The sequence below is a fragment of the Pseudoalteromonas sp. MB41 genome (assembly GCF_020966275.1).
GTDB classification, from domain to species: Bacteria; Pseudomonadota; Gammaproteobacteria; order Enterobacterales; family Alteromonadaceae; genus Pseudoalteromonas; species Pseudoalteromonas lipolytica.
The window spans coordinates 12,955-37,745 of sequence record NZ_JAJJZF010000029.1; the positions used below are offsets into that span (position 1 = coordinate 12,955).

The 24,791-nt window shown below is 41.7% G+C and carries 17 protein-coding genes; 4 read left to right on the forward strand and 13 right to left on the reverse strand.

Annotation, left to right across the window (positions count from 1 at the left end):
- Nucleotides 1-17 precede the first annotated feature (17 nt).
- The 3 genes from LPA49_RS19340 to mdoH all read left to right on the forward strand — a co-directional run bounded on the left by LPA49_RS19340 (nt 18) and on the right by mdoH (nt 4,273).
- Nucleotides 18-257 carry a hypothetical protein gene (locus LPA49_RS19340; protein ID WP_065978048.1) on the forward strand — a complete coding sequence of 80 codons (240 nt, stop codon included), beginning with the start codon at nt 18-20 and terminating at the stop codon, nt 255-257.
- 397 nt (nt 258-654) lie between these two features.
- A complete protein-coding gene (locus LPA49_RS19345; protein WP_074988881.1) occupies nt 655-2,319 on the forward strand; it encodes a glucan biosynthesis protein in 1,665 nt (554 codons plus the stop codon).
- Nucleotides 2,291-4,273 carry a glucans biosynthesis glucosyltransferase MdoH gene (gene mdoH, locus LPA49_RS19350; RefSeq protein WP_230237506.1) on the forward strand — a complete coding sequence of 661 codons (1,983 nt, stop codon included), beginning with the start codon at nt 2,291-2,293 and terminating at the stop codon, nt 4,271-4,273. Before LPA49_RS19345 ends, mdoH begins: the two co-directional genes overlap by 29 nt.
- 53 nt (nt 4,274-4,326) lie before the next feature.
- On the opposite strand, the gene LPA49_RS19355 is transcribed toward mdoH, so the two are convergent.
- The 12 genes from LPA49_RS19355 to LPA49_RS19410 all read right to left on the reverse strand — a co-directional run bounded on the left by LPA49_RS19355 (nt 4,327) and on the right by LPA49_RS19410 (nt 17,967).
- Nucleotides 4,327-5,295 (reverse strand): PstS family phosphate ABC transporter substrate-binding protein, encoded by a 969-nt coding sequence (locus LPA49_RS19355; RefSeq protein ID WP_036970734.1) that lies wholly within the window; start codon nt 5,293-5,295, stop codon nt 4,327-4,329.
- Nucleotides 5,296-5,386: 91 nt separating this feature from the next.
- A complete protein-coding gene (phoR, locus tag LPA49_RS19360; protein WP_182396142.1) occupies nt 5,387-6,718 on the reverse strand; it encodes a phosphate regulon sensor histidine kinase PhoR in 1,332 nt (443 codons plus the stop codon).
- 54 nt (nt 6,719-6,772) lie between these two features.
- Nucleotides 6,773-7,462 carry a phosphate regulon transcriptional regulator PhoB gene (phoB, locus tag LPA49_RS19365; protein WP_036970740.1) on the reverse strand — a complete coding sequence of 230 codons (690 nt, stop codon included), beginning with the start codon at nt 7,460-7,462 and terminating at the stop codon, nt 6,773-6,775.
- A gap of 147 nt (nt 7,463-7,609) precedes the next feature.
- Nucleotides 7,610-8,560, reverse strand: coding sequence for a porin (locus LPA49_RS19370; protein ID WP_230237508.1), 951 nt, complete (start codon nt 8,558-8,560; stop codon nt 7,610-7,612).
- 398 nt (nt 8,561-8,958) lie between these two features.
- Complete coding sequence (gene fba / locus LPA49_RS19375; protein WP_036970746.1) at nt 8,959-10,023, reverse strand: class II fructose-bisphosphate aldolase; 1,065 nt, start codon at nt 10,021-10,023, stop codon at nt 8,959-8,961.
- Nucleotides 10,024-10,217: 194 nt separating this feature from the next.
- Nucleotides 10,218-11,393: a phosphoglycerate kinase gene (locus LPA49_RS19380; protein ID WP_036970748.1), complete on the reverse strand. Its 1,176-nt coding sequence runs from the start codon at nt 11,391-11,393 to the stop codon at nt 10,218-10,220.
- A gap of 41 nt (nt 11,394-11,434) precedes the next feature.
- Nucleotides 11,435-12,451, reverse strand: coding sequence for an erythrose-4-phosphate dehydrogenase (gene epd / locus LPA49_RS19385; RefSeq protein ID WP_036970750.1), 1,017 nt, complete (start codon nt 12,449-12,451; stop codon nt 11,435-11,437).
- 420 nt (nt 12,452-12,871) lie between these two features.
- Entirely contained in the window at nt 12,872-13,333 is a 462-nt protein-coding gene (locus LPA49_RS19390) for an isoprenylcysteine carboxylmethyltransferase family protein (protein ID WP_075594107.1), read from the reverse strand.
- A 43-nt stretch (nt 13,334-13,376) separates the two neighbouring features.
- On the reverse strand, nt 13,377-14,000 hold the full coding sequence (locus LPA49_RS19395; RefSeq protein WP_036970755.1) for a 3'-5' exonuclease: 624 nt from the start codon (nt 13,998-14,000) through the stop codon (nt 13,377-13,379).
- 9 nt (nt 14,001-14,009) lie between these two features.
- Complete coding sequence (locus tag LPA49_RS19400) at nt 14,010-15,848, reverse strand: DUF294 nucleotidyltransferase-like domain-containing protein (protein ID WP_075594106.1); 1,839 nt, start codon at nt 15,846-15,848, stop codon at nt 14,010-14,012.
- Between the two features lie 120 nt (nt 15,849-15,968).
- The gene (locus tag LPA49_RS19405) at nt 15,969-17,693 is read right to left on the reverse strand and encodes a sodium:solute symporter family protein (RefSeq protein WP_036970761.1); all 1,725 of its coding nucleotides are present in this window, start codon (nt 17,691-17,693) and stop codon (nt 15,969-15,971) included.
- Between the two features lie 10 nt (nt 17,694-17,703).
- Entirely contained in the window at nt 17,704-17,967 is a 264-nt protein-coding gene (locus tag LPA49_RS19410) for a DUF4212 domain-containing protein (RefSeq protein WP_036970763.1), read from the reverse strand.
- 385 nt (nt 17,968-18,352) lie between these two features.
- On the opposite strand from LPA49_RS19410, the gene LPA49_RS19415 reads away from it, so the two are divergent.
- Nucleotides 18,353-21,793 carry a PAS-domain containing protein gene (locus tag LPA49_RS19415; protein ID WP_075594105.1) on the forward strand — a complete coding sequence of 1,147 codons (3,441 nt, stop codon included), beginning with the start codon at nt 18,353-18,355 and terminating at the stop codon, nt 21,791-21,793.
- 12 nt (nt 21,794-21,805) lie between these two features.
- Here the strand turns inward: LPA49_RS19415 and LPA49_RS19420 are convergent, their stop codons facing one another.
- Entirely contained in the window at nt 21,806-24,448 is a 2,643-nt protein-coding gene (locus LPA49_RS19420) for a DUF2339 domain-containing protein (RefSeq protein WP_230237510.1), read from the reverse strand.
- Nucleotides 24,449-24,791 lie beyond the last annotated feature (343 nt).

The following is a 24,791-nucleotide window of genomic DNA, read 5'->3' on the forward strand; positions in this document are numbered from 1 at the left end:
ATATACTAGGGATAAGCATGAAAAAATTACCAGCTCTTGCAGCATCATTGTTTGCATTCACCTTGTTAGCAGCTTGCTCAAGCAAGATTGATAACCCAGAAATGCAACAATGTGCCCAACAAAACTATCAATGCGAAGCCAGCTGCGAACAGCAAAGCACCGCAGATGGCTTAGTTCATAAAGTCTGTAGTAACAAGTGCATCGAAGCTTACAATCAATGTAAAGCGAATGCAGAAAAGTTAGGCGAAGTTAAATAAATTTGCCTTTCTGAGGCACTGAATTATATCAATTTACTTAATTAAACATTCTATTTTGAGTGTTATTGCGAATTGGTATGTGTCAGTTCAGTGCCTGCACCTTCCTTCTCGATTACAATTTCACTTTTTCAATTAAGCCTCTGCTAATTTTGTTCATATTTTTGTTCATCCTTTAAGCTATTCATATTAGGGCAAGCTTTCGTTCATTAAACTTCTCCATATTGGTGACGAATTAACAACTGCTACCGTGTAATTGTTTCTCACTAATTTCAAAATTTACTCTTCGCATTTAGCTGTACCAACTCAACGTCATTGAGATTATTAGTGTTTTTTTAGGTTCACTTTTTGCTGAGAGGTATGAATGAATAAACGTGATTTACGGCTAAAGGAAAAATTAATGAAACCAGAAACCCGAACTAAGCTCTTCAGCGCTGTTAAAAAGAAGACCTTCTTGGGCGTATTATTAGCCATGAGTGCAGGCCATACTTACGCAACTGAAAACCAAACTCAGCCACAAGAAACTGAAACACAGCACACCGTTGTTGAGCAAAAGCCTGCGATGATCACAATTCCACAAGAGAAACTATTTGATGTAATCACTGCTCGCGCTAAAAAGTTAGCCTCTGAGCCGTATGTCGCACCAAAAGATTTAGAACTTGAAGCATTAACCAGCATTGGTTATCAAGATTACCGTGCTATTCGCTTTCGCCCAGATCAAGCAATCTGGAAAGATCAAAGCTTATATGAAGTGCAGTTATTTCATCCCGGCTTTTTATATAAATCACCGGTGGCAATTAATACCCTAGAGCAAAATGCCGAAGTTAAAAGCTTGCCTTTTAAAACTGATTATTATCGTTACGATGCAACCGCGGCTCCGTTGGAAGCAGAAATAAGCACTGCAATTAAGAATACTCAGTTGGGTCATGCCGGTTTTCGCCTGCATTTTCCGCTCAATAATAGCGAATACAAAGATGAAGTTGCGGTATTCCAAGGTGCCTCTTATTTTCGTTTAGTGGGCCCACACCAAGTCTATGGCCTTTCAGCCCGCGGACTTGCGGTTGATACTGCTCTTAGCTCGGGCGAAGAATTTCCCGTGTTTAAAGAATTTTGGTTAGTAAAACCAGCGCCTGAAGACACCACTATCGTGCTTTATGCACTGCTTGATAGCCCATCTGTTGCTGGAGCATATCGTTTTGAGTTAACACCTTCGACAAACACTGAAGTAAAAACTCAGATGCAAATTTTTGCCCGCAAAGATATTAAAAAACTGGGTATAGCACCACTAACAAGTATGTTTTATCACGGTGAAAACAGCACCAAGTTTTTTGATGACTACCGTCCAGAAGTACATGACTCAGACGGCCTATTAATGCAATCAGCAGAGGGTCAATGGGTATGGCGAGCACTTAACAACCCTAAAAAATTAAGTGTTACATCATTTAGTTATGATAACCCGAAGGGATTTGGCCTCGCACAACGTGACCGTGATTTTAACAATTACTTAGACACAGAGGCACATTACCATAACCGCCCGAGCATGTGGATTGAGCCAATGGGTTCATGGGGGAAAGGCCGCGTTGAGCTGGTAGAGATTCCCACAGACACAGAAACTAACGACAACATTGTTAGCTACTGGGTGCCTGAGCAAGCGATGAAAGCAGGCGATAGCTTAAGTTTCAGCTATAAGCTATCAACTTTTAATGCAACCCTTGCATCTCAAGATAAAGCGAGTGTTTTAAGAACACGCATAGGCAGTGCAGCCCTGCCTGGCGAAAAGAATCCACCACCAAAAAGTCACCGTCAATTTACTGTTGACTTCAGTGGTGAAAACATCAATCAACTGTCTGCAAATTTTGCTATGAAGGCCGATTTAACACTGTCATCAGGTGAGATTAGCGATAAAACAGTTCAGCAGTTACCGAATAATCAAGGATGGCGCGTCGCGTTTAAAGTGGCGCCAGAGGGAGATAAGCCTGTCGATATGCGCTTATCGTTAAAACTACGTGACAAAGAAATCAGCGAGGTATGGAGCTATGTCTGGTATCCAAATGACGTCCAATAGCAAAACATTAACACCAACCGCAATGCCATTTAAGAAAACTCGCGTTTGGCTATTTTCATGCCTTGCGCTAGCGATTACTGCATATGGTGTGTGGATCATGTTCGATATTTTAAATTCTAACGGCATGACACCGCTTGAGTACGCATTGCTGTTTTTATTTTCAGTGACCTTCGCGTGGATCGTAACAGCCTTTTGTAGTGGCTGTATGGGCTTTATTTTACAACTGCTGCGTATTGACCCACTGACGCTTAAACGTCAAAAGCCCATTGAAATTAACGAACATGCATTAAGCCAGACTAAAACAGCTGTCGTAATGCCAATTTATAACGAAGATACCGAGCGTGTGATAGCTGGTTTTGAAGTGAGTCTTCGATCGCTCGCTAAAACGGGCCAAATGCCGAACTTCGATTTCTATTTACTTAGTGATACACAAGATCCAGAGATTGCGCGCAATGAGCTAAAAGCATGGAATGCATTAACGGCACGTTTAGGTGACTTAGCTCAGCATACTTTTTATCGTCGTCGTGAAGATAATAAACACCGTAAAGTGGGTAACCTCACTGATTTTTGTGAACGCTGGGGAAGTCAATACGAGCACATGATTGTACTTGATGCTGACAGCATCATGACAGGAAAATGTATGCTTGAGCTAACCACAAGCATGATCAGTAATCCAAAATCAGGCCTTATTCAAACGATTCCGATTCCGGTTCGCCAAGATACTTTTTTTGGTCGATTTTTACAATTCGCCTCAATTTTATACAGCCCTATGCTGGCGACAGGTTCTGCATTTTGGCAAACCAATCAAGCAAATTACTGGGGACACAACGCAATTATTCGTGTTGAAGCCTTCACGCAATGTTGCGGTCTTCCTGTATTAAAAGGCAATGCCCCTTTTGGTGGAGAGATTTTAAGTCACGATTTTGTTGAAGCATCACTGCTACACCGTTCTGGTTGGGATGTATTATTACTCAGCGATATTGAAGGCAGCTATGAAGAAGTACCGAGCAACATTCTAGACTACGCAATTCGCGACAGACGATGGGTGCAAGGTAATATTCAGCATCTCGGTTTATTGCCAAAATCAGGTTTGAAACTGATGAGTAAAATGCACTTTTTATTTGGTGCCACAGCGTATATCTCATCACTTATTTGGTTATCTATGCTGGCATTAAGTACCTTGGATGCAGTTACGCGTGCACTGAATAGTGATGTGTATTTTAACCATGCGTACCAGCTATTTCCTACTTGGCAAATTGCTAAAACTGATTTAATTGATTCACTGCTATTTATCACTGCGGTATTACTACTTTTACCAAAACTTATGGGATTGATAGTGACTTTAGTGCATCGCAATAAAGCCTTTGGTGGCAGTGTAAAATTGATCGCAGGCTCACTCATTGAGAGCGTATTTGCTATTGTAATCGCGCCACTCATGATGGTGTTTCATAGCTACTTTGTAGTGTGTGTATTTCTTGGTAAGAAAGTTAGCTGGGATGCGCAGCCTCGTGAAGGACGCATGGTGCCGTGGCAAGAAGCAATTGGGTATACTCTATTTTCAACCATCACCGCTATTATTTGGGGTGGTGTAGCTTATTACTATACCCCGACTTTCTTTTGGTGGTTATCACCTATTTTAGTTGGACTGATTTTAGCAGCCCCGATTGTACGTTACTCAAGTAGTATAGGATTAGGCATAAAAATGCGTAAATTGGGCTTATTCTTATGCCCAAGCGAAGTGCAAAACGATGACACTCTGGCAGCACTTCGTGTGCATCAGCAAGAGATTGGTCTTCCTAAAGACGAACACGCTAATTTTAACATTCCCGCGTTACCAGCCGAGACCCCAACGGTGATGCCAATCCAAAGCTTTAAAGCTAAGCCTGGCAAAAAGCGCAAACAAGTTCGCCTTGCTCAGCAACGCATAAAAGCAAAACTCTTTGCTAAAAGCTAAAACGAAAAGAACCGCTCATTGAGCGGTTCTTTTATCACTGTCTGTATTGATTGTTACAGAAGACCTAGCTTTTTAAGTTCAGCCATTGCCATCTTGCCTGAAAGCGGCACATAACCATCTTTCTCAACAATTTTTTGACCATCTACTGATAACACCATTTTTAAGAACTCTGCATCAATAGGTGCAAGTGGCTTATTAGGGTGTTTGTTAACGTATACATATAAGAAACGAGAAAGTGGGTATTTGCCCGTTGCAACGTTTTCTAATGTCGCATCAACAAAGTTATCACCTTTCTTAGCAAGTGGCACAGTACGTACACCCGATGTCTTATAACCGATACCTGAGTAACCAATCGCATTCACTGACGAAGAGATTGACTGAACAACCGATGCAGAACCTGGTTGCTCATTTACATTGTTACGGAAGTCACCTTTACACAATGCTTTTTTCTTGAAGTAACCGTAGGTGCCTGATACTGAGTTACGACCATAAAGTTGGATATCTTTTGCAGCCCAATCACCTGTTAAGCCTACATCACTCCAACGATTTACTTGAGCATCAGCACCACACTTGCGAGTTGAAGAGAAAATAGCATCCACTTGGTCAATACGTAAACCTTCGATTGGGTTATCTTTATGTACAAAAACCGCTAGCGCATCAATTGCAACGCGAACTTCTGTAGGCTTGTAACCATAACGTTTCTCGAAAGCTTCAATTTCTTTAGACTTCATACGTCGGCTCATAGGGCCGAAGTTTGCAGTCCCCTCTGTCAGTGCTGGAGGCGCAGTTGAAGAACCCGCTGCTTGGATTTGGATGTTTACATTTGGGTAAAAGCGTTTATATTCTTCCGCCCAAAAGGTCATCATATTGGCAAGTGTGTCAGAGCCCACAGATGAAAAGTTACCAGAAATACCACTTGTTTTTTGGTACTCAGGCATATCTTTATCAACTGCAGCTGCTTGAGCTGATACAAATGTTGTTACAGCCACACCCATTGCGGCAACGAGATTTTTAAATTTCATAGGGGTTACTCCGATTTGTTCGTCCCATTTCCTAACTGCAGTCTACTCTAAAGACACTAGATGACAGTTAGATTACCCTAAAATGACAGTTTTATGACTTTGCATTAATTTCTAAAGAGTCTGGTAAGCGAACGACTTTATCGCTGCCAAAGGCAAACGAAAATGTCGATCCTTCACCAACTTTACTCTTAATATTCAAATGACTATCGTGACGTGTAAGTACATGTTTTGTTATCGCTAAACCTAAGCCAGAGCCACCCGTTGTGCGACTACGTGCTTTATCTACTCGATAAAAACGCTCTGTTAGGCGATTAATATGTTCGCTGGCAATACCATCACCGTTATCAGTGACACTAAACGCAGCCTGATTATTTTTAAGCTGCCAATCGACCACAATTTTACCGCCAGGCTTAGTGTAATGAATGGCGTTAAATACCAAATTAGAAAATGCACTGCGTAACTCATCCTCAGCACCTTTAATATCTAAATGGCTATCGACATTAAAAATAAGCTCATGGCCTTTATCTTGATTCAGCGATTGTGCTTCTGTGTGAATATAGGTGAGTAACTTTGGCACATTCACAGGCTTGTCGTTGTCTTGACGGCGAGCGCCTTCAATGCGAGACAATGACAAGAGTTGGTTTACTAGACTGTCCATGCGTTTGCATTGTTCGAGCATCGTTGTTTGCGCTTTATTCCACATACTTGGCGGTGGCATGTTATCGCCATCAAGCATTTCTAAATAACCAGTCACGACCGTAAGTGGTGTTCTCAATTCGTGTGATACATTGGCCACAAAGTCTTTACGCATTTGCTCTAATTGCTTTAATCGCGTGACATCACGAACAACCATCATTAACTGCGAGCTTGCATAGGGCATGACCCTAAATTCGAGTATTTGTTCATAACTGTGACCACCATCAAGCTCCAGTGGCTCATCAAAACTGGCTTGGTGCATATACTTAGCAAATTTAGGATCACGAATAAGGTTATCGAGTCGCTGTCCATGATCCGTTGGCCATTGTAAGCCCAATACTTTAAGCGCGAGTTGATTACACCAAATAATACTCAGATCTTTTTGCAACACCACAACCGCATCAGGTACCGCCTCTGCACCATCACGAAAACGGCGAATTAAATCAGCCAGTTCATTACGCTTTTTACGATTACGATGCTGTAAATGGTAGATCCCTTCAAAAACTTGCTCCCAAGCTCCCTCACCTTCAGGTGGGTTGAAACTACGCTGATTAAGGAGCCAATCACTAAGGCGATAGAGTTGATGATAATGCCAAATCAGTAGTGCAAAAGAGCCTAAAAATAAAAGCAAAAATGGCGCACCTACAAGCACGCCAACTAATAACAAAGGTAAGAAATACATAAACAGGCGTTTTGCTAACGCCTGTTTATTGACTACTCGATACATACACTCACTTTACCTTAAGAATGTAAATTAGCTGAATATAGTCAGCCAACGCACTTATAATTTACTTGAAAAACGATAACCTGCACCACGCACAGTTTGTACGAGCCTGTCATGTCCAAGGGGTGCTATCGCTTTACGTAAACGACGAATATGTACATCAACAGTACGGTCTTCGACGTAAACGTTTGTTCCCCATACATGATCAAGTAATTGTTCACGGCTGTAAACACGTTCAGGGTGAGTCATGAAAAAATGCAGTAGTCTAAATTCAGTAGGTCCCATATCTAATTCGCTTCCCTCAGAGGTGACACGATGTGAAATAGGGTCAAGGCGCAAACCATGTACTTCAATAGCCTCTTCGAGTGAAGTCGGCGATACACGGCGGATAACCGCTTTAATACGGGCCATTAATTCTTTTGGCGAAAATGGTTTAGTAACATAATCATCAGCACCCACTTCAAGACCGCGTACTTTATCTTCTTCTTCACCGCGGGCTGTTAGCATAATAATAGGGATTTGACGTGTATATTCGCTTTGCTTAAATTTCTTCGCAATCTGAATTCCGCTTCCACCGGGTAGCATCCAGTCTAATAAAACCATATCGGGGTATGGCTCAACCATTGCTTCAATTGCAGAATCATAATCTTCGGCTTCAATTGCTTGAAAACCATTTTGCTCTAAAACAAAAACCAGCATCTCTCTGATAGGCGCTTCGTCATCGACGACTAGTACTTTACGTGACATTCCAATTTATCTCTTTCGTTAGCGAACTGGTTTCATTATTATGACTAAGTATGACATTTTTATGAAAGTCTAACGAGTAATTCAAAAAGCACCAAAAAAACTCAGTAAAAATGAATGGTTTTCCGCTTAAATATGCTTTTTTATACCTTAAAAGTCATACCTTAATGTTACAGCAAGGTGATCTTCGTCAGCTTTATTATCGAGTGAAAACTGCGTATACCACATATACATACGTGCTTGTTTCGAAAGGCTTCTCTCAACGCCGACCGATGTTCCGGTGCCAGAGTCTTTTAATTTACCAAAGTCTCCTTCTGAGTCTTGATATTGAGCAAGTAACTTATACTTATCAATTTTATAAGAGGCACTAAGCAAAAAACCATCTTCAGTATCTGAGCCTGATACTTTTTCACTTTGTTGATACATGCCCCCAATCACAAGATCACCTATTTTGCTTTGTGCAGTAAACCGCGTGATGTCGTAACCCGCAACCTGACTGTCATGTGCAACACTTATAAAATAAGGTGTGTTTTTAAGTTTGCTATCACCGTATATAAAGGCAGCAGAGATGCCTGTTTCATCATCTTGCTTTGAATTGTCTTCAGCAATATACGTCACAACAAATTGTAAGTTTCCGACAATTGGTGAGCTGTAATGTACGACATCACCTAAACGATTTTCACCATTAAACAATGCTTTAACGTCCCCATTAAAGTCATTCATTTGGTCAATCTTGCCTTGTGATATTTTAAGGGCAGTATCATGACGGCCTAAAACAATTTGACCATAACTGCCTTGTAAACCGACATACTGATTACGCGCAGAGATATTTTCTTCGGTTTTACCATCGCTATCTTGATCTGCTGCATTTACAGCAAACTCAAACTTATAAACCGCTTTCAGACCCTCATTTATTTCACCGCTGCCTTTAATTCCAATCCGCGAGCTGTAGCTTTCAACTGATGTTTTACTTCCTTCATTGGTGTCACTATTGGCAACCCCTAAATGCGCCCGACCATATATATCAACGGCTTCAGCAACACTATTAAAAGAAAGTAGGCACATTGCAAAGCTCGAGAACATAATGGCGGTTTTTTTCATGGTAGCGATCCTTAATGTAAGCAATAACTTAAAAATCGAACATAAAGCCATATTGGTCAAGTTCTAAACAGTATATTTAAGATAAACATTTCAGATCACTGATCTACTAACTTCAGCAAGTCAGGATCAGATTTTTACCAAGCCGATCTATTTCGGATCATGATCTTACTAAGTTAGTCTACTAACTCTTTGATTTAATGCTCAACACGTTACCCGCTTGTTTAAAAGTTAAACAAAAATAGGCAATGATCATCCTAAAACTAGTAAAATAATGATCCGTGCTATTTATGGTTAGTAAAACAATGATCTTAAAATAAACAGTAAGTAAAACACTGATCCGTTAAGATCGAGGCAATAAAAAACCGGCCATTAAAGCCGGTTTTTTATATTAATATCAATTACTTGATTTTAGGATCAAGTTCACCTGATAAGTATTTCAGGTGCATATCATCTAATGAGATAGGTTTGATCTTACCTGCTTGACCTGCTGTGCCAAATGCTTCGTAGCGAGCAACACAAATTTCTGTCATCGCTTTCGTTGCTTCAGCTAAATATTTACGCGGATCGAAATTCGCAGGGTTTAGTGCAAGATGACGACGAATGGCACCTGTTGATGCTAAACGTAAATCGGTATCGATATTCACCTTACGCACGCCATACTTGATACCTTCGATGATCTGCTCAACTGGCACACCATAAGTTTCAGGGATCTCACCACCGTATTGGTTAATTACTTCTAACCATTCTTGCGGCACTGAAGACGAACCATGCATAACTAAGTGCGTGTTAGGAATACGCGCGTGAATTTCTTTGATGCGATCAATCGCTAAAATATCGTCTGTTGGTGGACGCGTGAACTTGTATGCACCATGTGATGTACCACACGCAATTGCCAGTGCATCAACGTGAGTTTTACGAACGAAGTCAGCCGCTTCTTCAGGATCTGTTAGCATTTGATCTGTTGTAAGCTTGCCTTCTGCGCCTACGCCATCTTCTTCACCCGCTTCACCAGTTTCAAGAGAACCGAGTACACCTAGCTCGCCTTCAACTGATACGCCACACGCGTGCGCCATTTCAACTGTTTGACGAGTAACTTCTACGTTGTACTCATAGCTTGAAGGTGTTTTACCATCAGACATCAATGAACCATCCATCATGACTGATGAAAAGCCTAATTGAATAGAACGTTGACACACACCAGGTGACGTACCGTGGTCTTGGTGCATAACGACAGGGATATGTGGCCATTCTTCAACAGCTGCTAAAATCATATGACGAATAAAAGGGGCACCAGCATATGCACGTGCGCCAGCTGAGCCTTGTACGATTACTGGGCTGTTAGTTTTGTCAGCTGCTTCCATAATTGCACGCATTTGCTCTTGGTTATTAACGTTAAACGCTGGTACGCCATAACCATGTTCAGCTGCATGATCAAGAAGTTGTCGCATACTGATTAAAGCCATTTGGTATTCTCCAAATTGTATCGACAGTAGTTTCCTACCATCTAGTTTGAACGGATAAATTATTTTTTGATGCATCACTGCATCACGAGAAGCCATCGCTTACCGCAAAAACTGTCTATAAAATAAGGGTGAGAGGTATTTTAATAAACAGCCAAACCAGCGTAATTAAATAACCACGCTGGTGTTCGTACTAATTACTTAGCACGCTCTTCTAGCATAGCAACTGCTGGTAATTTTTTCCCTTCTAAAAATTCAAGGAAAGCACCACCACCTGTTGAAATGTAAGACACTTTATCGGCAATGCCGTATTTATCAATCGCAGCAAGCGTATCACCGCCGCCCGCAATTGAGAATGCGCTTGAATTTGCGATAGCTTCAGCAATCGCACGCGTGCCATTACCAAATTGGTCAAATTCAAATACGCCAACTGGACCATTCCACACAACCGTGCCTGCTTTTGCAATAATATCTGCAAGCTGTTTCGCTGTATCTGGGCCAATATCGAAAATCATATCTTCATCGGTTACTTCATTCACATCTTTCAATGTCGCAACAGCCGATTCTGAGAACTCATTACCAACAACAACATCAGTTGGCACTGGAATTTCACCATTATTTGCTTTTGCAGCGGCACTTAATTTATTTGCTTCGTCAATTAAGTCAGCTTCAAATAAAGACTTGCCTACAGGGTGACCAGCTGCTGCGATGAAAGTATTTGCAATACCTCCACCCGTAACAAGTTGATCAACCACTGTTGATAGTGAATCAAGTACGGTTAACTTAGTCGACACTTTAGAGCCACCAACGATAGCCACTAAAGGACGCGCAGGGTTATCAAGCGCTTTACCCAAAGCGTCTAGCTCTGCGGCTAAAAGTGGGCCTGCACACGCTACATCGGCAAATAAACCAACACCGTGCGTTGATGCTTGTGCACGGTGAGCCGTACCAAATGCATCCATCACGTAAACATCACATAATGCAGCTAGCTTTTTAGATAATGCTTCATCATTTTTCTTTTCACCTACGTTAAAACGTACGTTTTCAAAAACAACCACTTCATTATCTGCCACGTCAACGCCATCAAGGTAATCTTTCTCAAGACGAACCGTTTGCTCAAGCGCATCATTTAAATAATTAACGACAGGGGCGAGTGAAAACGCTTCATCATATTCCCCTTCCGTAGGGCGGCCAAGGTGTGACATCACCATTACTTTTGCGCCTTTTTCTAACGCTAATTTAATAGTAGGTAATGCTGCACGAATACGTGCATCAGAGGTCACTTTACCTTCTTTTACAGGCACATTTAAATCTTCACGAATTAACACGCGTTTGCCGTTTAAATCTAAATCTGCCATTTTAATGACCGACATGGACTTCTCCTTTGTTAACGATACTAAATTATAGTTATAAGTTATTGGCTTACAGCCATCATCGCACGCGCTGTATCGAGCATACGATTCGCAAATCCCCACTCATTATCGCACCACACTAACAACTTTATCAGTCGTTTATGACTAACACGTGTCTGAGTGCCATCTATAATACAAGAATGTGAGTCATGATTAAAATCTACCGACACCAGCGGCTCTTCAGTGTAACTTAAAATCCCTTCAAGGCGATCTTTTGCTGCTAACTTAAGTGCTTGATTAACGTCGGCTAAATCAACATCAGTGTTTACTGTGACGCTTAAGTCCATCGCGGTGACGTTAATTGTCGGTACACGCACGGCAATGGCTTCAAAGCGGCCATGAAACTTAGGTAAAATACGTTCGATACCACGGGCAAGTTTTGTATCCACAGGAATAATAGACTGGCTTGCCGCACGGGTACGACGTAAATCGTGATGATAAGCGTCGATCACTTGTTGATCATGCATCGAGGCATGAATTGTCGTGATTGCCCCAGATTCAATAGAAAATGCATCATCTAATACTTTAATCACAGGCACAATACAGTTAGTTGTACATGAGCCATTAGAAACAATTGTATGCGCTGCTTTTAATTCATCGTCGTTGATACCATACACAATGGTTGCATCAACGTCGGCATCTGCAGGTTGCGAAAAAAGTACTTTTTTAGCCCCTGCATTTAAATGTAACTTAGCATGTTCACGCGAGTGATAAACACCCGTGCATTCAAGTACAACATCGACATCAAGGGTTTGCCAGGGCAATTCTGCCGGATTCTCTTCGGCAAATAGCGCAATAGAGTCACCTGCGACTGTTAGCGTATCTTCACCTAAATTAACAGGAAACGAAAAACGACCGTGGGATGTATCGTACTTAAGGAGATGGGCAATGCCCTTAGGGTCAGCTAATTCGTTAATAGCGACAATTTTGATTTGATCTTCAAGCCCTGATTCATAAAGGGCTCGGACAATATTACGCCCAATACGACCAAAACCATTGATTGCAAGTTTGATTGCCATGAAGAAGAAAATCCACTCTATTTGCTTGCAGATAAAGACAGCTGCCTTTTAGATGACGGTATTGTAATCGACCTTACACTTTTTTATAAGAGGGCAAGCTAAAATAAAGTGGTTTTAGGTGTTTTAGATGACGCTGGTTTTGGTAATCGACCTTACACTTTTTTATAAGAGGGTGCGCTTAAATAAAGTGGTTTTAGGTGTTTTAGATGACCCTGGTTTTGGTAATCGACCTTACACTTTTTTATAAAAGGGCAAGATAAAATAAAGTGGTTTTAGGTGTTTTAGATGACCCTGGTTTTGGTAATCGACCTTACTCTTTTTTATAAGAGGGAGCACTTAAATAAAGTGGTGTAAAGTCGTGGTGGCGATAATTGAAAAATACAGTCTTCAGCAGTCCCTAGTCTTATTCAGCTTTAATTGTTATATCCATCGACGAACTGCTTTTTTATATTCACTATATTCATGCCCAAACTTTTGCTGCATGTACCTCTCTTCAGGCACTATTTGAAATCGATTCATGTAAAGGACAAACACCACAGGCAGCATAATATTTACGATATTTCCCAAATAAATACCCCACCCAATTAAAATAAGTAAAAAACCGACATACATCGGGTTTCGACTAACTTTATAGACTCCATGAGTAACAAGGCTTGCCGACTGCTCAGGCAATCTCGGATCGACCGTCGTGCCAGCAGAGTGAAACTCATAAACACCCAATAAAGAGAAAGCGACCCCAATTAACGCGATGATCACTGCCACAGGTAACAAAACGGCAAGCGTCATACTAAAAGGTGCCAACACGTCAGCTAACACCCACATTATGGCAGCGAATATCACGACTTGAATAATTGGCGGCACTGTTAATTCTAATTTATCCATACCAATTCCGTTTGTTGTCTAACTTAGCGATGAGCATAACACATTACAGCAACTCCCCCACTTTTAAGGCTTTACCCCGACTGATTTGATGGCACTGCGCTAAAAAAAGCTCGGCGGTGGCCATGGCATCGGTTAAAGCATGGTGAGAGCTGTAATGAGGTAAGCCATAGCGTTTACGGCACTCGCTTAATGTTAGGTCATCGTGGCCTATTTCATGGCCTTGCTGATGGAGACGCTTTTTTTCAATAACGAACGTATCAAGAATTAACCGCGCTTTAGCTTCTAAGCCTAGTTTACGGCACGCTTGTTTTAAAAACCCCCAATCAAGCGTCGCGTTATGAAAAACTAAAATACAGTCATCAACGTGTTGGTGAAGCTTAGCAAGAATTGCTTCAAGGCTTTCACCGCTATCGATATCTTGCTTGGCAATGCCGTGATAAATAGGGCTTTGCTCTAGGCTCTGTACGTCTTTATTAATTATGTGCTGTGCCCCACTCATTTTAATGCACTGGTCTTCTATCATCACCCATGCCACCGAGACAATTTCATGTTGGCGGGGATCAAGCCCCGTTAGTTCCATATCTATCACAACGTAACGTTCTTTATAGGCATCAGCTGCCAATAATTGTTTGCGAGCCATATAACGACTGAGCCAACGTTTAACCATCAGTTATCCTCATAAGCTGCCACGCGCAAACTTAAAAGCGGCGGCTTGCTGAGCTTGTTTAACTAAATAAAAGGCTTCTTTTAATTGATGGCGTTCTAAAGAATTCAAGGTATTGGGGTTAATACAATTGCTCGGTAAGCCTTCTTCATTTATTTGTGTGCGTAAGCGCAGCTGCGTTAAGAAACGCCAACAATCTTTTAAGTTATAAACATCGTCTTTATTAAGTAAAGAATACTTCAGCAGTGCATCCAAACGCTCTTGGGTATTCGCCCGCTGAATACCCGCTTTGAGTGAATACAAACGCACTATATCGTTAATAATCACCACGCCGCGTTTTTTTAAATCAAGGTACTTGTGCTGTTTCGCATCTTTTTCTAATTTAAATTGGTTAAATAACCCAATGGGCACATGAGTATTTTTAATATCACTCGCCATAGCAGCATAAAATAAATCATTTTTAGAGATACGTTTTAATTGCTCATAAAAACGCGTGTACAGCGACATTGAGCCCTCAATAAAGCGTAAATCAAAGTAGATTTTACAATTTAACATGGCTTCTGGAGTCGGCGATGTGATCCATTTATAAAAGCGGTCACACCACTCACTGATGCCCATTCGACACTGTGCATTACTGGCCATAATGTTACCTGGACAACGTTTAATACCGCATTCAACCAACTGCTCACACACAAACTCCCCCATGCGTTTAAAGTAGTCTTGCTGCTCTGTTGTTAAATCATCAGGTAAAAGTAAACCATTATCTTGGTCAGAATGCAGGGTTTGCTCTTCACGGGCTTGTGAGCCAAAACAAATAAAACTAAAGTGACTGGGGGCAGCGCCGTTATCTTCTTGAAATAAATGAATTAAGCGCGAAGTTAACGCATCGGTTAAACCACTTAATAACTTACCGATAAGCGATATATCATCAATATTATTCGAAAAGCCTTTTAATAAGCTGGGGATCTCTTGCGAATAGCGCTTTAAATCAACCACAGAGTGGGCTTTATATATGCGTCCAATTAATTGCACTGGGTCGCTTTTTTGCTGACGCAGTAAATCAGTACTGGTCAACATGCCTAAGGGCTTATGATATTCATCGAGCACAGGTAAATGATGAATATTGTGTTTGAGCATTAAGTGCAGCGCTGAGAACACCCGATTATTCTCAAAAATAAACTTTGGCTTACAAGTCATAATCGTGCTCACAGACTCGTGTGGGTCAACCTCATCAGCAAGCACGCGATTACGAAGATCTCGGTCTGTTACCACCCCTACTAAGCGCTCGTTCTCAGTCAACATTATTGATGAAACACCCTGCTGCTTCATTTTTTTGGCTGTTTGGCGAATACTCGCATCAGGCGAAAGAGTTACCGCTTTGCGGTTCATTAACTCTGCTATTTTCTTCTCAGACCAACTGTCGTTTTGACTCTTATAATGCGATGACAACAAACGATTCTTATGAGCACGGACAAAGTATTGCTCAAACACTTTGTACTCGCGGCGTAAATAATCAAAAGACGCTTGGTCCAGCATATAAACAATGCCTTCTTTTTGCACCGAGAGACTATTTTGAATAGCCTCCCCCGTTAGCAAAGAGGGAAAGCCAAAATAATCCCCTGCAGAGAGCTTCGTGATCACATCCCCTTTTGCATCGACTAAGTCATAATCTCCTGAGCGAATTAGAAATAATCTCGGATTGTCAGAGCATAACCATTTATTTTGGTTTTCTCGTGTGAGGTAAATAATATCGAGGTGATTAACAAAATACTCGCTTGCCGCCGAATCGAGCTGATTAAACGGTGTTTGATTAATTACAAATTGGGCGACTTCCTGTTGCTCTGCATTCATAGCTATTCTCGAAATTAAGTGAGGCTAATAACTACACTACCCCTGTTTTAAAAAAATAAAAAGCCCGACTTAAGTCGGGCTTTGGGTTTATCAAAAGTGTGTTCTTTTAGTACCGGTTTGTTAGTGCGCGTGCGCTGCACTTGACCCTTTAGGGTTACGAATGCCTTCCACCATTTCTTGAATTTCAACAGGTGTTTCAGCTGTTAGTTTAAGTACGATACCTGCTACTGCAAAGTTAATAATCATACCCACTAAACCAATCCCCTCAGGTGAAATACCAAATAACCAGTTAGCTGGGCCATTTAATTCAGGGCTAACAAACTTGAAGTAAATAATGTACGCCGCGGTGAATGTAATACCTGTAACCATACCTGCGATCGCACCTTCTTTGTTCATCTTCTTAGAGAAGATACCCATGATAATCGCCGGGAAGAAACTTGCAGCCGCTAAACCGAATGCAAATGCCACCACCGACGCCACAAATCCAGGCGGGTTAATACCAAAGTACGCTGAGATAACAATGGCGACCATCGCAGCAAGTCGCGCTGCAAGTAGTTCTTGCTTATCACTAATATCTGGTTTCAAGGTACGTTTTAACAAGTCATGCGATACCGAGGTCGAAATAACCAATAACAAACCCGCGGTGGTTGACAGTGCTGCCGCAATACCACCTGCTGCAACAAGGGCTACTACCCATGCTGGTAAGTCGGCAATCTCTGGGTTAGCAAGTACCATGATGTCGCGGTCAACATTCACTTCGTTGGCGCTATTTGGATCATCAATCTTGCCAGCTGAGTAGAACATTTTGCCATCACCGTTTTTATCGTTAAAAGTGATTAGGCCTGTTCTTTCCCAATTTTTAACCCATGCAGGTGCTTCAGCATACTCTGTACCGTTACCATCTTTACCGTTAATAGTATCAATCATGTTTACACGTGCAAACGACGCAACAGCAGGTGCAGTTGTATAAACGATAGCAATAAATACTAATGTCCATGCCGCAGAGATACGCGTGTCTTTAACACGTGGAACCGTGAAGAAACGTACGATAACATGAGGTAGACCCGCAGTACCCACCATAAGCGCACCCGTGATTGCGAATACATCGATCATACTCTTAGAGCCTTCGGTGTACTGCGCAAAACCGAGTTCGGTACTCAGTCCATCTAATTTATCAAGCACGTACTGGCCAGAACCATCTGCAAGCGTGGCACCAAAACCAGTTTGTGGGAAAAAGTGACCTGTCATCATCATTGAAATGAAGATTGCTGGAACAAGGTAAGCAAATACCAGTACGCAGTATTGCGCAACTTGCGTGTAAGTAATGCCCTTCATGCCGCCAAGAACAGCATAGAAGAATACAATCACCATACCAATGTAAACACCGGTCTCAATATCCACTTCTAAGAAGCGAGAGAATACAACACCAACACCCCGCATTTGACCCGCGATGTACGTGAAACAGATAAAGATTGCACATAAAATTGCAACCACACGTGCTGTTTGTGAGTAATAACGGTCACCAATGAAATCAGGGACGGTGAACTTACCAAACTTACGTAAGTAAGGTGCTAAACACAGCGCCAGTAATACGTAACCACCTGTCCAGCCCATGAGGTAAACACCCCCATCGTAACCCGCAAACGAGATAATACCCGCCATTGAGATAAACGATGCTGCACTCATCCAGTCAGCTGCTGTTGCCATACCATTTGCAAGAGGAGGAACGCCACCACCTGCAACATAGAATTCATTAGTAGACCCTGCACGAGCCCAAATTGCGATGCCGATATAAAGCGCGAAGCTTAAACCGACGATAATAAACGTGAGTGTTTGAACATCCATTGCTTAGCTCCTATTCGTCTACGCCATATTTTTTATCTAACGTATTCATTTTGAAAACGTACACAAAAATCAAAGCTACAAAGGTGTAAATTGCGCCTTGCTGGGAGAACCAGAAGCCGAGTTTAAACCCAAAAAAACGTACTTCATTCAGTACATCTACCAATAAAATGCCAAAACCAAATGAAACGATAAACCACACTGCTAACAGTTTAAATAGCAGCGAAATGTTTTCCGCCCAGTAAGCTTTTGCTTGTTCTTCATCTTTAAAAGCCATTTTTATCCCCTTATGCATCACTTAAAAGTAATGAGTGGTATTAGTTGTCATTAACTAAGTTAGCAACGGTTCGGCATTATGGAATTGAGACCATAGTCGTAACAGTCAGTTTACGTTTACGTAAACTGTAAAGCACCTTTTGTTAATCAATGGTAAAAAACCATATTTAACAACAAGTTAACCTACAAATATAAATGAGAGAAATAACCAAAATAGTAAAAACGAATGATCTGCGACATTAGTCTAATAAAAAGGCCAAAATAAAATTAAGCATTAAATATCATAAACTTGTAAAAATTGATTTTTAACAAATCAAAATCAACACATCGAAATCAGCTTTAATTCTGGTAAGGTAGTGGTATTACAATAATGACTGAATTTGAACATGACTGCTGCGCTTATTTTTGTTGCTCTTGCCTACATTGGTGTATTGTTTTGGTTAGCAAACTGGGGGGATAAAACCACGCCTCTGGCTAAACGCATTAGCCACCACCCTTTTGTGTATTCGTTTTCATTAGGGATTTACTGTACATCGTGGACTTACTATGGCTCAGTCGGTACTGCCGCCACCAGCAGTTGGAATTACCTTCCTATTTTAATTGGTCCTGCGCTGTTATTTTTCTTTGGCCAAGGCTTTTTACGAAAACTGGTACTTGTTAGTAAAAAACAAAATATTACGACCATTGCCGATTTTATTTCTGCTCGGTATGGAAAAAGACAAACAACAGCAATCATGGTCACAGTTATTGCACTGTTGGCGACCATTCCTTATATCGCGCTGCAATTAAAAGCCCTTAGTAGTAGCTTTTTATTATTACAAAACGACAACCGTATCTCAGGGTCAATGTTAGCGCTGTCAGCAACACTAATTATGGCCATGTTTGCAATATTTTTTGGGACCCGTAAGGTCGATGTTACTGAATATCGCTCTGGGTTAATGCTGGCTGTTGCGTTCGAATCGATGGTGAAACTATTAGCTTTAGCTGCAGTGGCTGGGCTTGCCTTATACACGTTATTTAACTTAAACACCGTACAAAGCGAGCAGTTAACTGGGTCACTGTGGCAGCACTGGCATAATTTTGACTTTTTTAGCTTTAATTTTATCGGTCAATCGTTAATGGCCGCGGCGGCAATAATCTGTTTACCAAGACAATTCCATGTAACCGTTGTTGATAACCAAGATAAACGCCATCTTTATACCGCCCGCTGGGCTTTTCCGCTTTATTTATTGCTTACCGCTGCAATGATTTTTCCTATTGCCACAGCAGCAATCCACCCTGGTATCGGCAGTGGTTTTTCACCCGACAGCTTTGTGTTAGCCCTGCCTTTAATGCACGAAAATGCATTTTTAACCACCTTTGTATTTATCGGTGGATTATCGGCAGCCACCGCGATGATTGTCGTCGCGACACTCACACTCAGTACTATGATCTCAAATGATGTGGTGTTGCCATTAATGTTGCGTCGCAAATTTAAACGTAACCTCATCACCAGTAGCTACAAATCACAAATATTACTGGTGAGACGTTTTACTATTGCCGGTATTCTGATCCTGTCTTATTTTTATCAACAATGGTTTGGTCATGGCAAAGCCCTCGCCAGTATGGGCTTAGTTGCATTTTCGCTTGTATCTCAACTACTCCCTGCCATTGTCGGTGGCTTATATTGGCGTAAAGGTCATGCTTACGGGGTATATGCAGGGTTACTTGCAGGCTTTATTTGTTGGGTGTTATTCCTCATGTTACCGATTTTAGATGCCGGTAATAGCCTAAATGCAGAACTACAACAAACCCTTATTACGCGAGGAACACTCATTGCGTTGTTTGCCAATATTGGTTGCTATATTAGTTTCTCGTTAGGGGCTGATGAGCGTTTAATTGATAAAATTCAAGCGGCTGCATTTGTTAATCCTAAAGAACAAGCGGTGTTTGCACGACGTTTAAATAAAAATGTAAAGGCCACTGTGTACGACTTTAAAGTACTGCTACAGACCTTTTTAGGTATTCAACGCAGTCAGCAAGTACTGGCGCATTTTGCTTTAACGCACAAGCTAGATGATAATAATGCCCACCCTACCCCTGAATTTATCGCCTATTGCGAACGCGCTTTAACGGGTGTACTGGGCGCGTCATCGGCGCAAGCGCTTATTCATACTGTCGCTTCTGGTAAACGAATGGCCTTTGAAGAGGTGGTAAACTTCTTTGACGAAACAACACAAGCTCTGCAATTTAATCAAAACTTATTATTCACATCACTTGAGAACCTCAGCCATGGTATTTCGGTTGTCGACAAAGAACTCAATTTAGTCGCGTGGAACAAGCGTTATGCCGAAATGTTTAACTACCCTGAAGGGTTCTTAGAAGTGGGTCAAGCCATTGAAGAAGTGATTCGCTACAACGCCGAACGCGGTGAATGCGGCCCCGGTGAAATAGAACGACACGTAGAAAAACGTGTACAACACCTTAAAAATGGCAGTCCACATCACTTTATTCGTCATCGCCGAAATGGCCAAGTGTTTGAAATGATAGGTAACCCATTACCAGATGGCGGCTTTGTGACCAGCTTCTCTGATATTACAGCGCATATCGAAACACAAAATGCCCTTGAAGAAGTGAATATGGATCTTGAAAATCGGATTGAAGCACGCACGCAAGAAATCCGAACAATCAATAGAGATCTACAAGCACAAATAGACAGCCGAGTACAAACTGAGCAAGCACTTACTTTAGCTAAAAAAGAGGCCGAGCAAGCTAACGACAGTAAAACCCGATTTTTAGCACTCGCAAGTCACGACATACTTCAACCGCTAAATGCTGCCCGCCTGTACTTGGCGGCAATTGATGATAAGACGCTTTCAAGTAACAATTTAAATAACTTTGAAAAACTGGGGGCAAGCCTCGATTCAACTGTCCACTTAATGTCGGCACTGCTTGAAATAGCCAAGTTAGAACAAGGCGCAATGACCCCAACACCTCGCCACTTTAGCATTGATGACATTTTAGCCCCGTTGAAAAATGAATACGCCATCATGTCGAGCGAAAAAGGCCTTAAACTTAAAGTGCGATCAACCGGTGTTATTGTACATAGCGATATCACTTACTTACGTCGTATTGTTCAAAATCTTGTTTCAAATGCTGTTAAATACACTAATAGCGGCCAAGTTTTGATTGCGTGTCGCAAACGAAAACATCATTTAAGAATCGAGGTATGGGATACCGGCCCTGGCATTTCAGAGCTAGAACAAGCGAAAATCTTTAATGACTTTTACCGCATTGAAGCGGGCGATAATAAAGGTGTTGGCCTAGGTCTTGGGGTTGTAAAAAGAATGGTCGACCTTTTGTCTTTGCGTCTCGATGTAAGCTCAACACCCGGCAAAGGAAGTCGCTTTAGTATTGAAGTGCCCTACGGAGACAGTCAATTTATACAACAAAAAGAGACACCGAAAAAAGGCGTTGAGAATCGTACAGCCATGAATATTGTGGCTGTTGATGATGACCCCGAAAACCTGCATGCAATGGCAAGTTTATTACAAAAATGGCAAGCAAATTATAAGCTATTTGAAAATGTCGACACCGTACTTGCATATGCCAAAGAACATCGCGCCCCCGACGTGATTCTAATGGATTATCAGCTTGGCCATGATTGCGACGGCATTACCTTAATAAAAACACTTCGAGAGATTTGGCAAAGTCCTGTTCCTGCCATTTTAATTACCGCAGTGCGTGACGAAGCCCTAAAACAGCAAACCAAAGCCGATAATATTCACTACTTGAGCAAACCAGTGAAACCGGCAAAATTAAAAGCGCTGCTTAATCACAGCACTTAAATGCCCCCATTATTAAGGCAAAGCAACGGGCTTTGCCTTAAACTTTTGAAATAACCAGCTCAGTGCCACTAAAGATAATCCCAGTCCTATAAACGAGACGGCTCTTAACAGCCCTGTTAAATTTGCCATATCAATCAAAAATACCTTTAATACCACCAGCGCTAATAAACCAAGCCCTAGCTTTTGCACCGTAGCCAATGACTTTAAATGACCCATCACTACCACTAAAGCACCTATGATCAACCACACTAATGAATAGCTATAAAGCTCAGCATCTGAGGTAGGCTGCGCTAAGTTAATAAACTCACCTTGCCAGTTATGGCGTATTTCTGCATTAATATACAGTGCGGTGAAAGCACCCGCTAAAATATGAAATGGCTTCAGTAAACGGGAATTAATAGACCTAGTTAATTGACCTGCCCATACACATATTAATGCCGGCACTAACCACACAAGCAGTAACCAGTTAAAAACAGGCATTTGACCAATGCGTATCTGTGCAAAGAAAGGATTTAACTCCATGAATAAAGTAGCAGCGAGCAACCCTGCAAGTGCCAGTAATCCTAACCCCGCTAGTTGGTAAAGTTTTACCATTTGCTGCGTATACCGAGCACGCAGTAAATATACACACCCTAATACCCCCCAATTACACGTAAGCAAGATGTGCTCGTACACTGACAGGTTATTAAAGTCAGGATAATGCCCAACCAATTGATAACTGGTCTCTGTGGTAACAAATAAAGCAATACAGTGTAAGCCTGCGCCTTCTAACCAAACCCTCAATGGCTGCTGTTGCCAAAACCTTGCAGCCCAATAAAATAACCCAGCACACAAAGGATAGACAACAATACTCCAATGAACGCCAAGCAATACTGCATCACTGTAACTTGGTGTCCAAGGTGCTAAGCTTAAGCGTACCAACAAACACGCTATTAACGCTTTTAATGGCCACATTGGTAAACGCAGTGCATGCTTATTAATATAAAAGCTAATTAATACAACCTGCATAGCTAATGCAAGCGTCAAACTACTTCCTCCAAGCAACATTGTGAGCGCTAAGCTGATGTTGCCATTGCCACCTAACCAAAAACAAAAAACCTGTAAGGGCTGCTTGTTACGCACCGCTAATTTAAATAACAGTGCACTGACCCCCAATAACACCGTACACCAGAGCGGATAAGCATCTGTAAGCGCATTATTAGGCGTAATAACATACAAGCAACCAATAATCACAAAGCTCGACAGCGAAGCTATCAGCGAGAATCCTAACCGTTGTGGATATTTGCGTGCGAACAGCAAACCATAACTAATAAACAGCGCGATAAAAAACAGCCCGACTCCGTAGTTTTGCCTAAACACAAAAAGCTGCTCGGTAAAATCAACGCTATTACGCTGGCTAATTAATAACAGCACAACACAGCCAACTGCAATCGCTAACCAACTATCCCACGCGCTGTTTTTAAGCACTAAAAACAACAGCACACTGACCATTAACAGACTACTAAGTTGCCAAGTGAGTAACGCATTATTGCTAAACATCAAAAAACCAAGCGGCGCTAAAATCGCTATAAGCAATGGATTATCGGGTAGTTGCTTAAGCTGCTTTATGAAACGCTGAGGGCGGTGTTCTATTTGAATAAACTTAAGACCCAAACGCACAATCGCAATCAGTAGAAAGATACTGAACACAGCGTATACGTTAATAAACCACAGAATATTATGTGAAGCGCTTACTGCCACTAACCAATACCAACCAAGGTGTCCAGTCCAGAGCAAATACCAAAGCCACTGACGTTTCACATAATGAGCCACCAAAGAGGCCGAAACACTCACAAAGCCAACATAGGTCAACAAACCAACAAAGTCGTTACTCCCTGTATTCACCCAGATCGGCACACTGTAAGCACCAATAATACCAATAGCCGCAAGCAGAGGACCAAAGCGCAATGCCATCCAACTGGCAGCCAACGACACCAGTGTCAAAATAGCGAAGGCAGGCAAAGGCGCTAATAATGCATAGTGGGTATAAGCCAGTAATGTTAAAGCAAAACAACTGATAAAGCCGCCACTGGCAAGCGCTGCCGGTATATAGTTATTAAAGCCTTCAAACACTATTCCTTTACGATGCAAGTACTCTGCTGCCACAATTAAACTTACCCCAAAAACAGCGCCTAAAGTTAATCGCATCGTTTCTGACAAGAGCCCTGCTTCTAGCGAATAACGGGCTAAAAAGATTCCGCCAAAAGCAAGTGCAATAGCCCCAACCCAGGTCAGCCAATTAGTTTTAAACACTGTAATAAGGGACGTGATAAACTCAAACGGAGCGGCTTTCCCTTGGGTAAGCATTGGCTCATGAGACGACCCCTGAGGCTGCCTTGCTGCAGAGAGCATTGGCTCAACGTGCAACGAATCAATCGTTGCTGTTATTGTTGAATGCGAAGCTGTGTTTGTTAATTGTGATGAGGTTCTTGGTACATGCTGTTGAAATTCAGTATCCGTTTGCGGCTTATCGGGCCTTGGCTCAGCAAGCTTCTCTCTTAATAACGCGACTTCTTTTTTTAAAACAGACAGCTGAAATAAAGCAATTATTCCAGCAACAGAACCGCCGAATACCACTAAAACAAGCAATATTAATAACGCAATACCTTCATCCATACCCAATCCTTGTCTCTGCTTTAACAACATAAAAGCGTTCATTGTTTATACAATAAACACTTAGTAAGAGTAAAGCGATGGTCGTTTCGCGTATTTTTCTATTAGCGAGGGTCAGCTCCCATTCGCTCAAACATCATTTTATAGTTTAAGTTATAGCATCATGCTCTATCCTCGCTATTTTCACCCTCACCGAGTTACGTTGCTTAAAAACGACGCTCTGTCGGGTGTGTTCACGTATCACATAAGATGCGTGCACTTCATTCACAACAAGGTGTTGTTGGCTCATCGGGTTAAACCTCAACACCATTACATGTAATATCAACAGTTTCAGCGCTTTGACTGT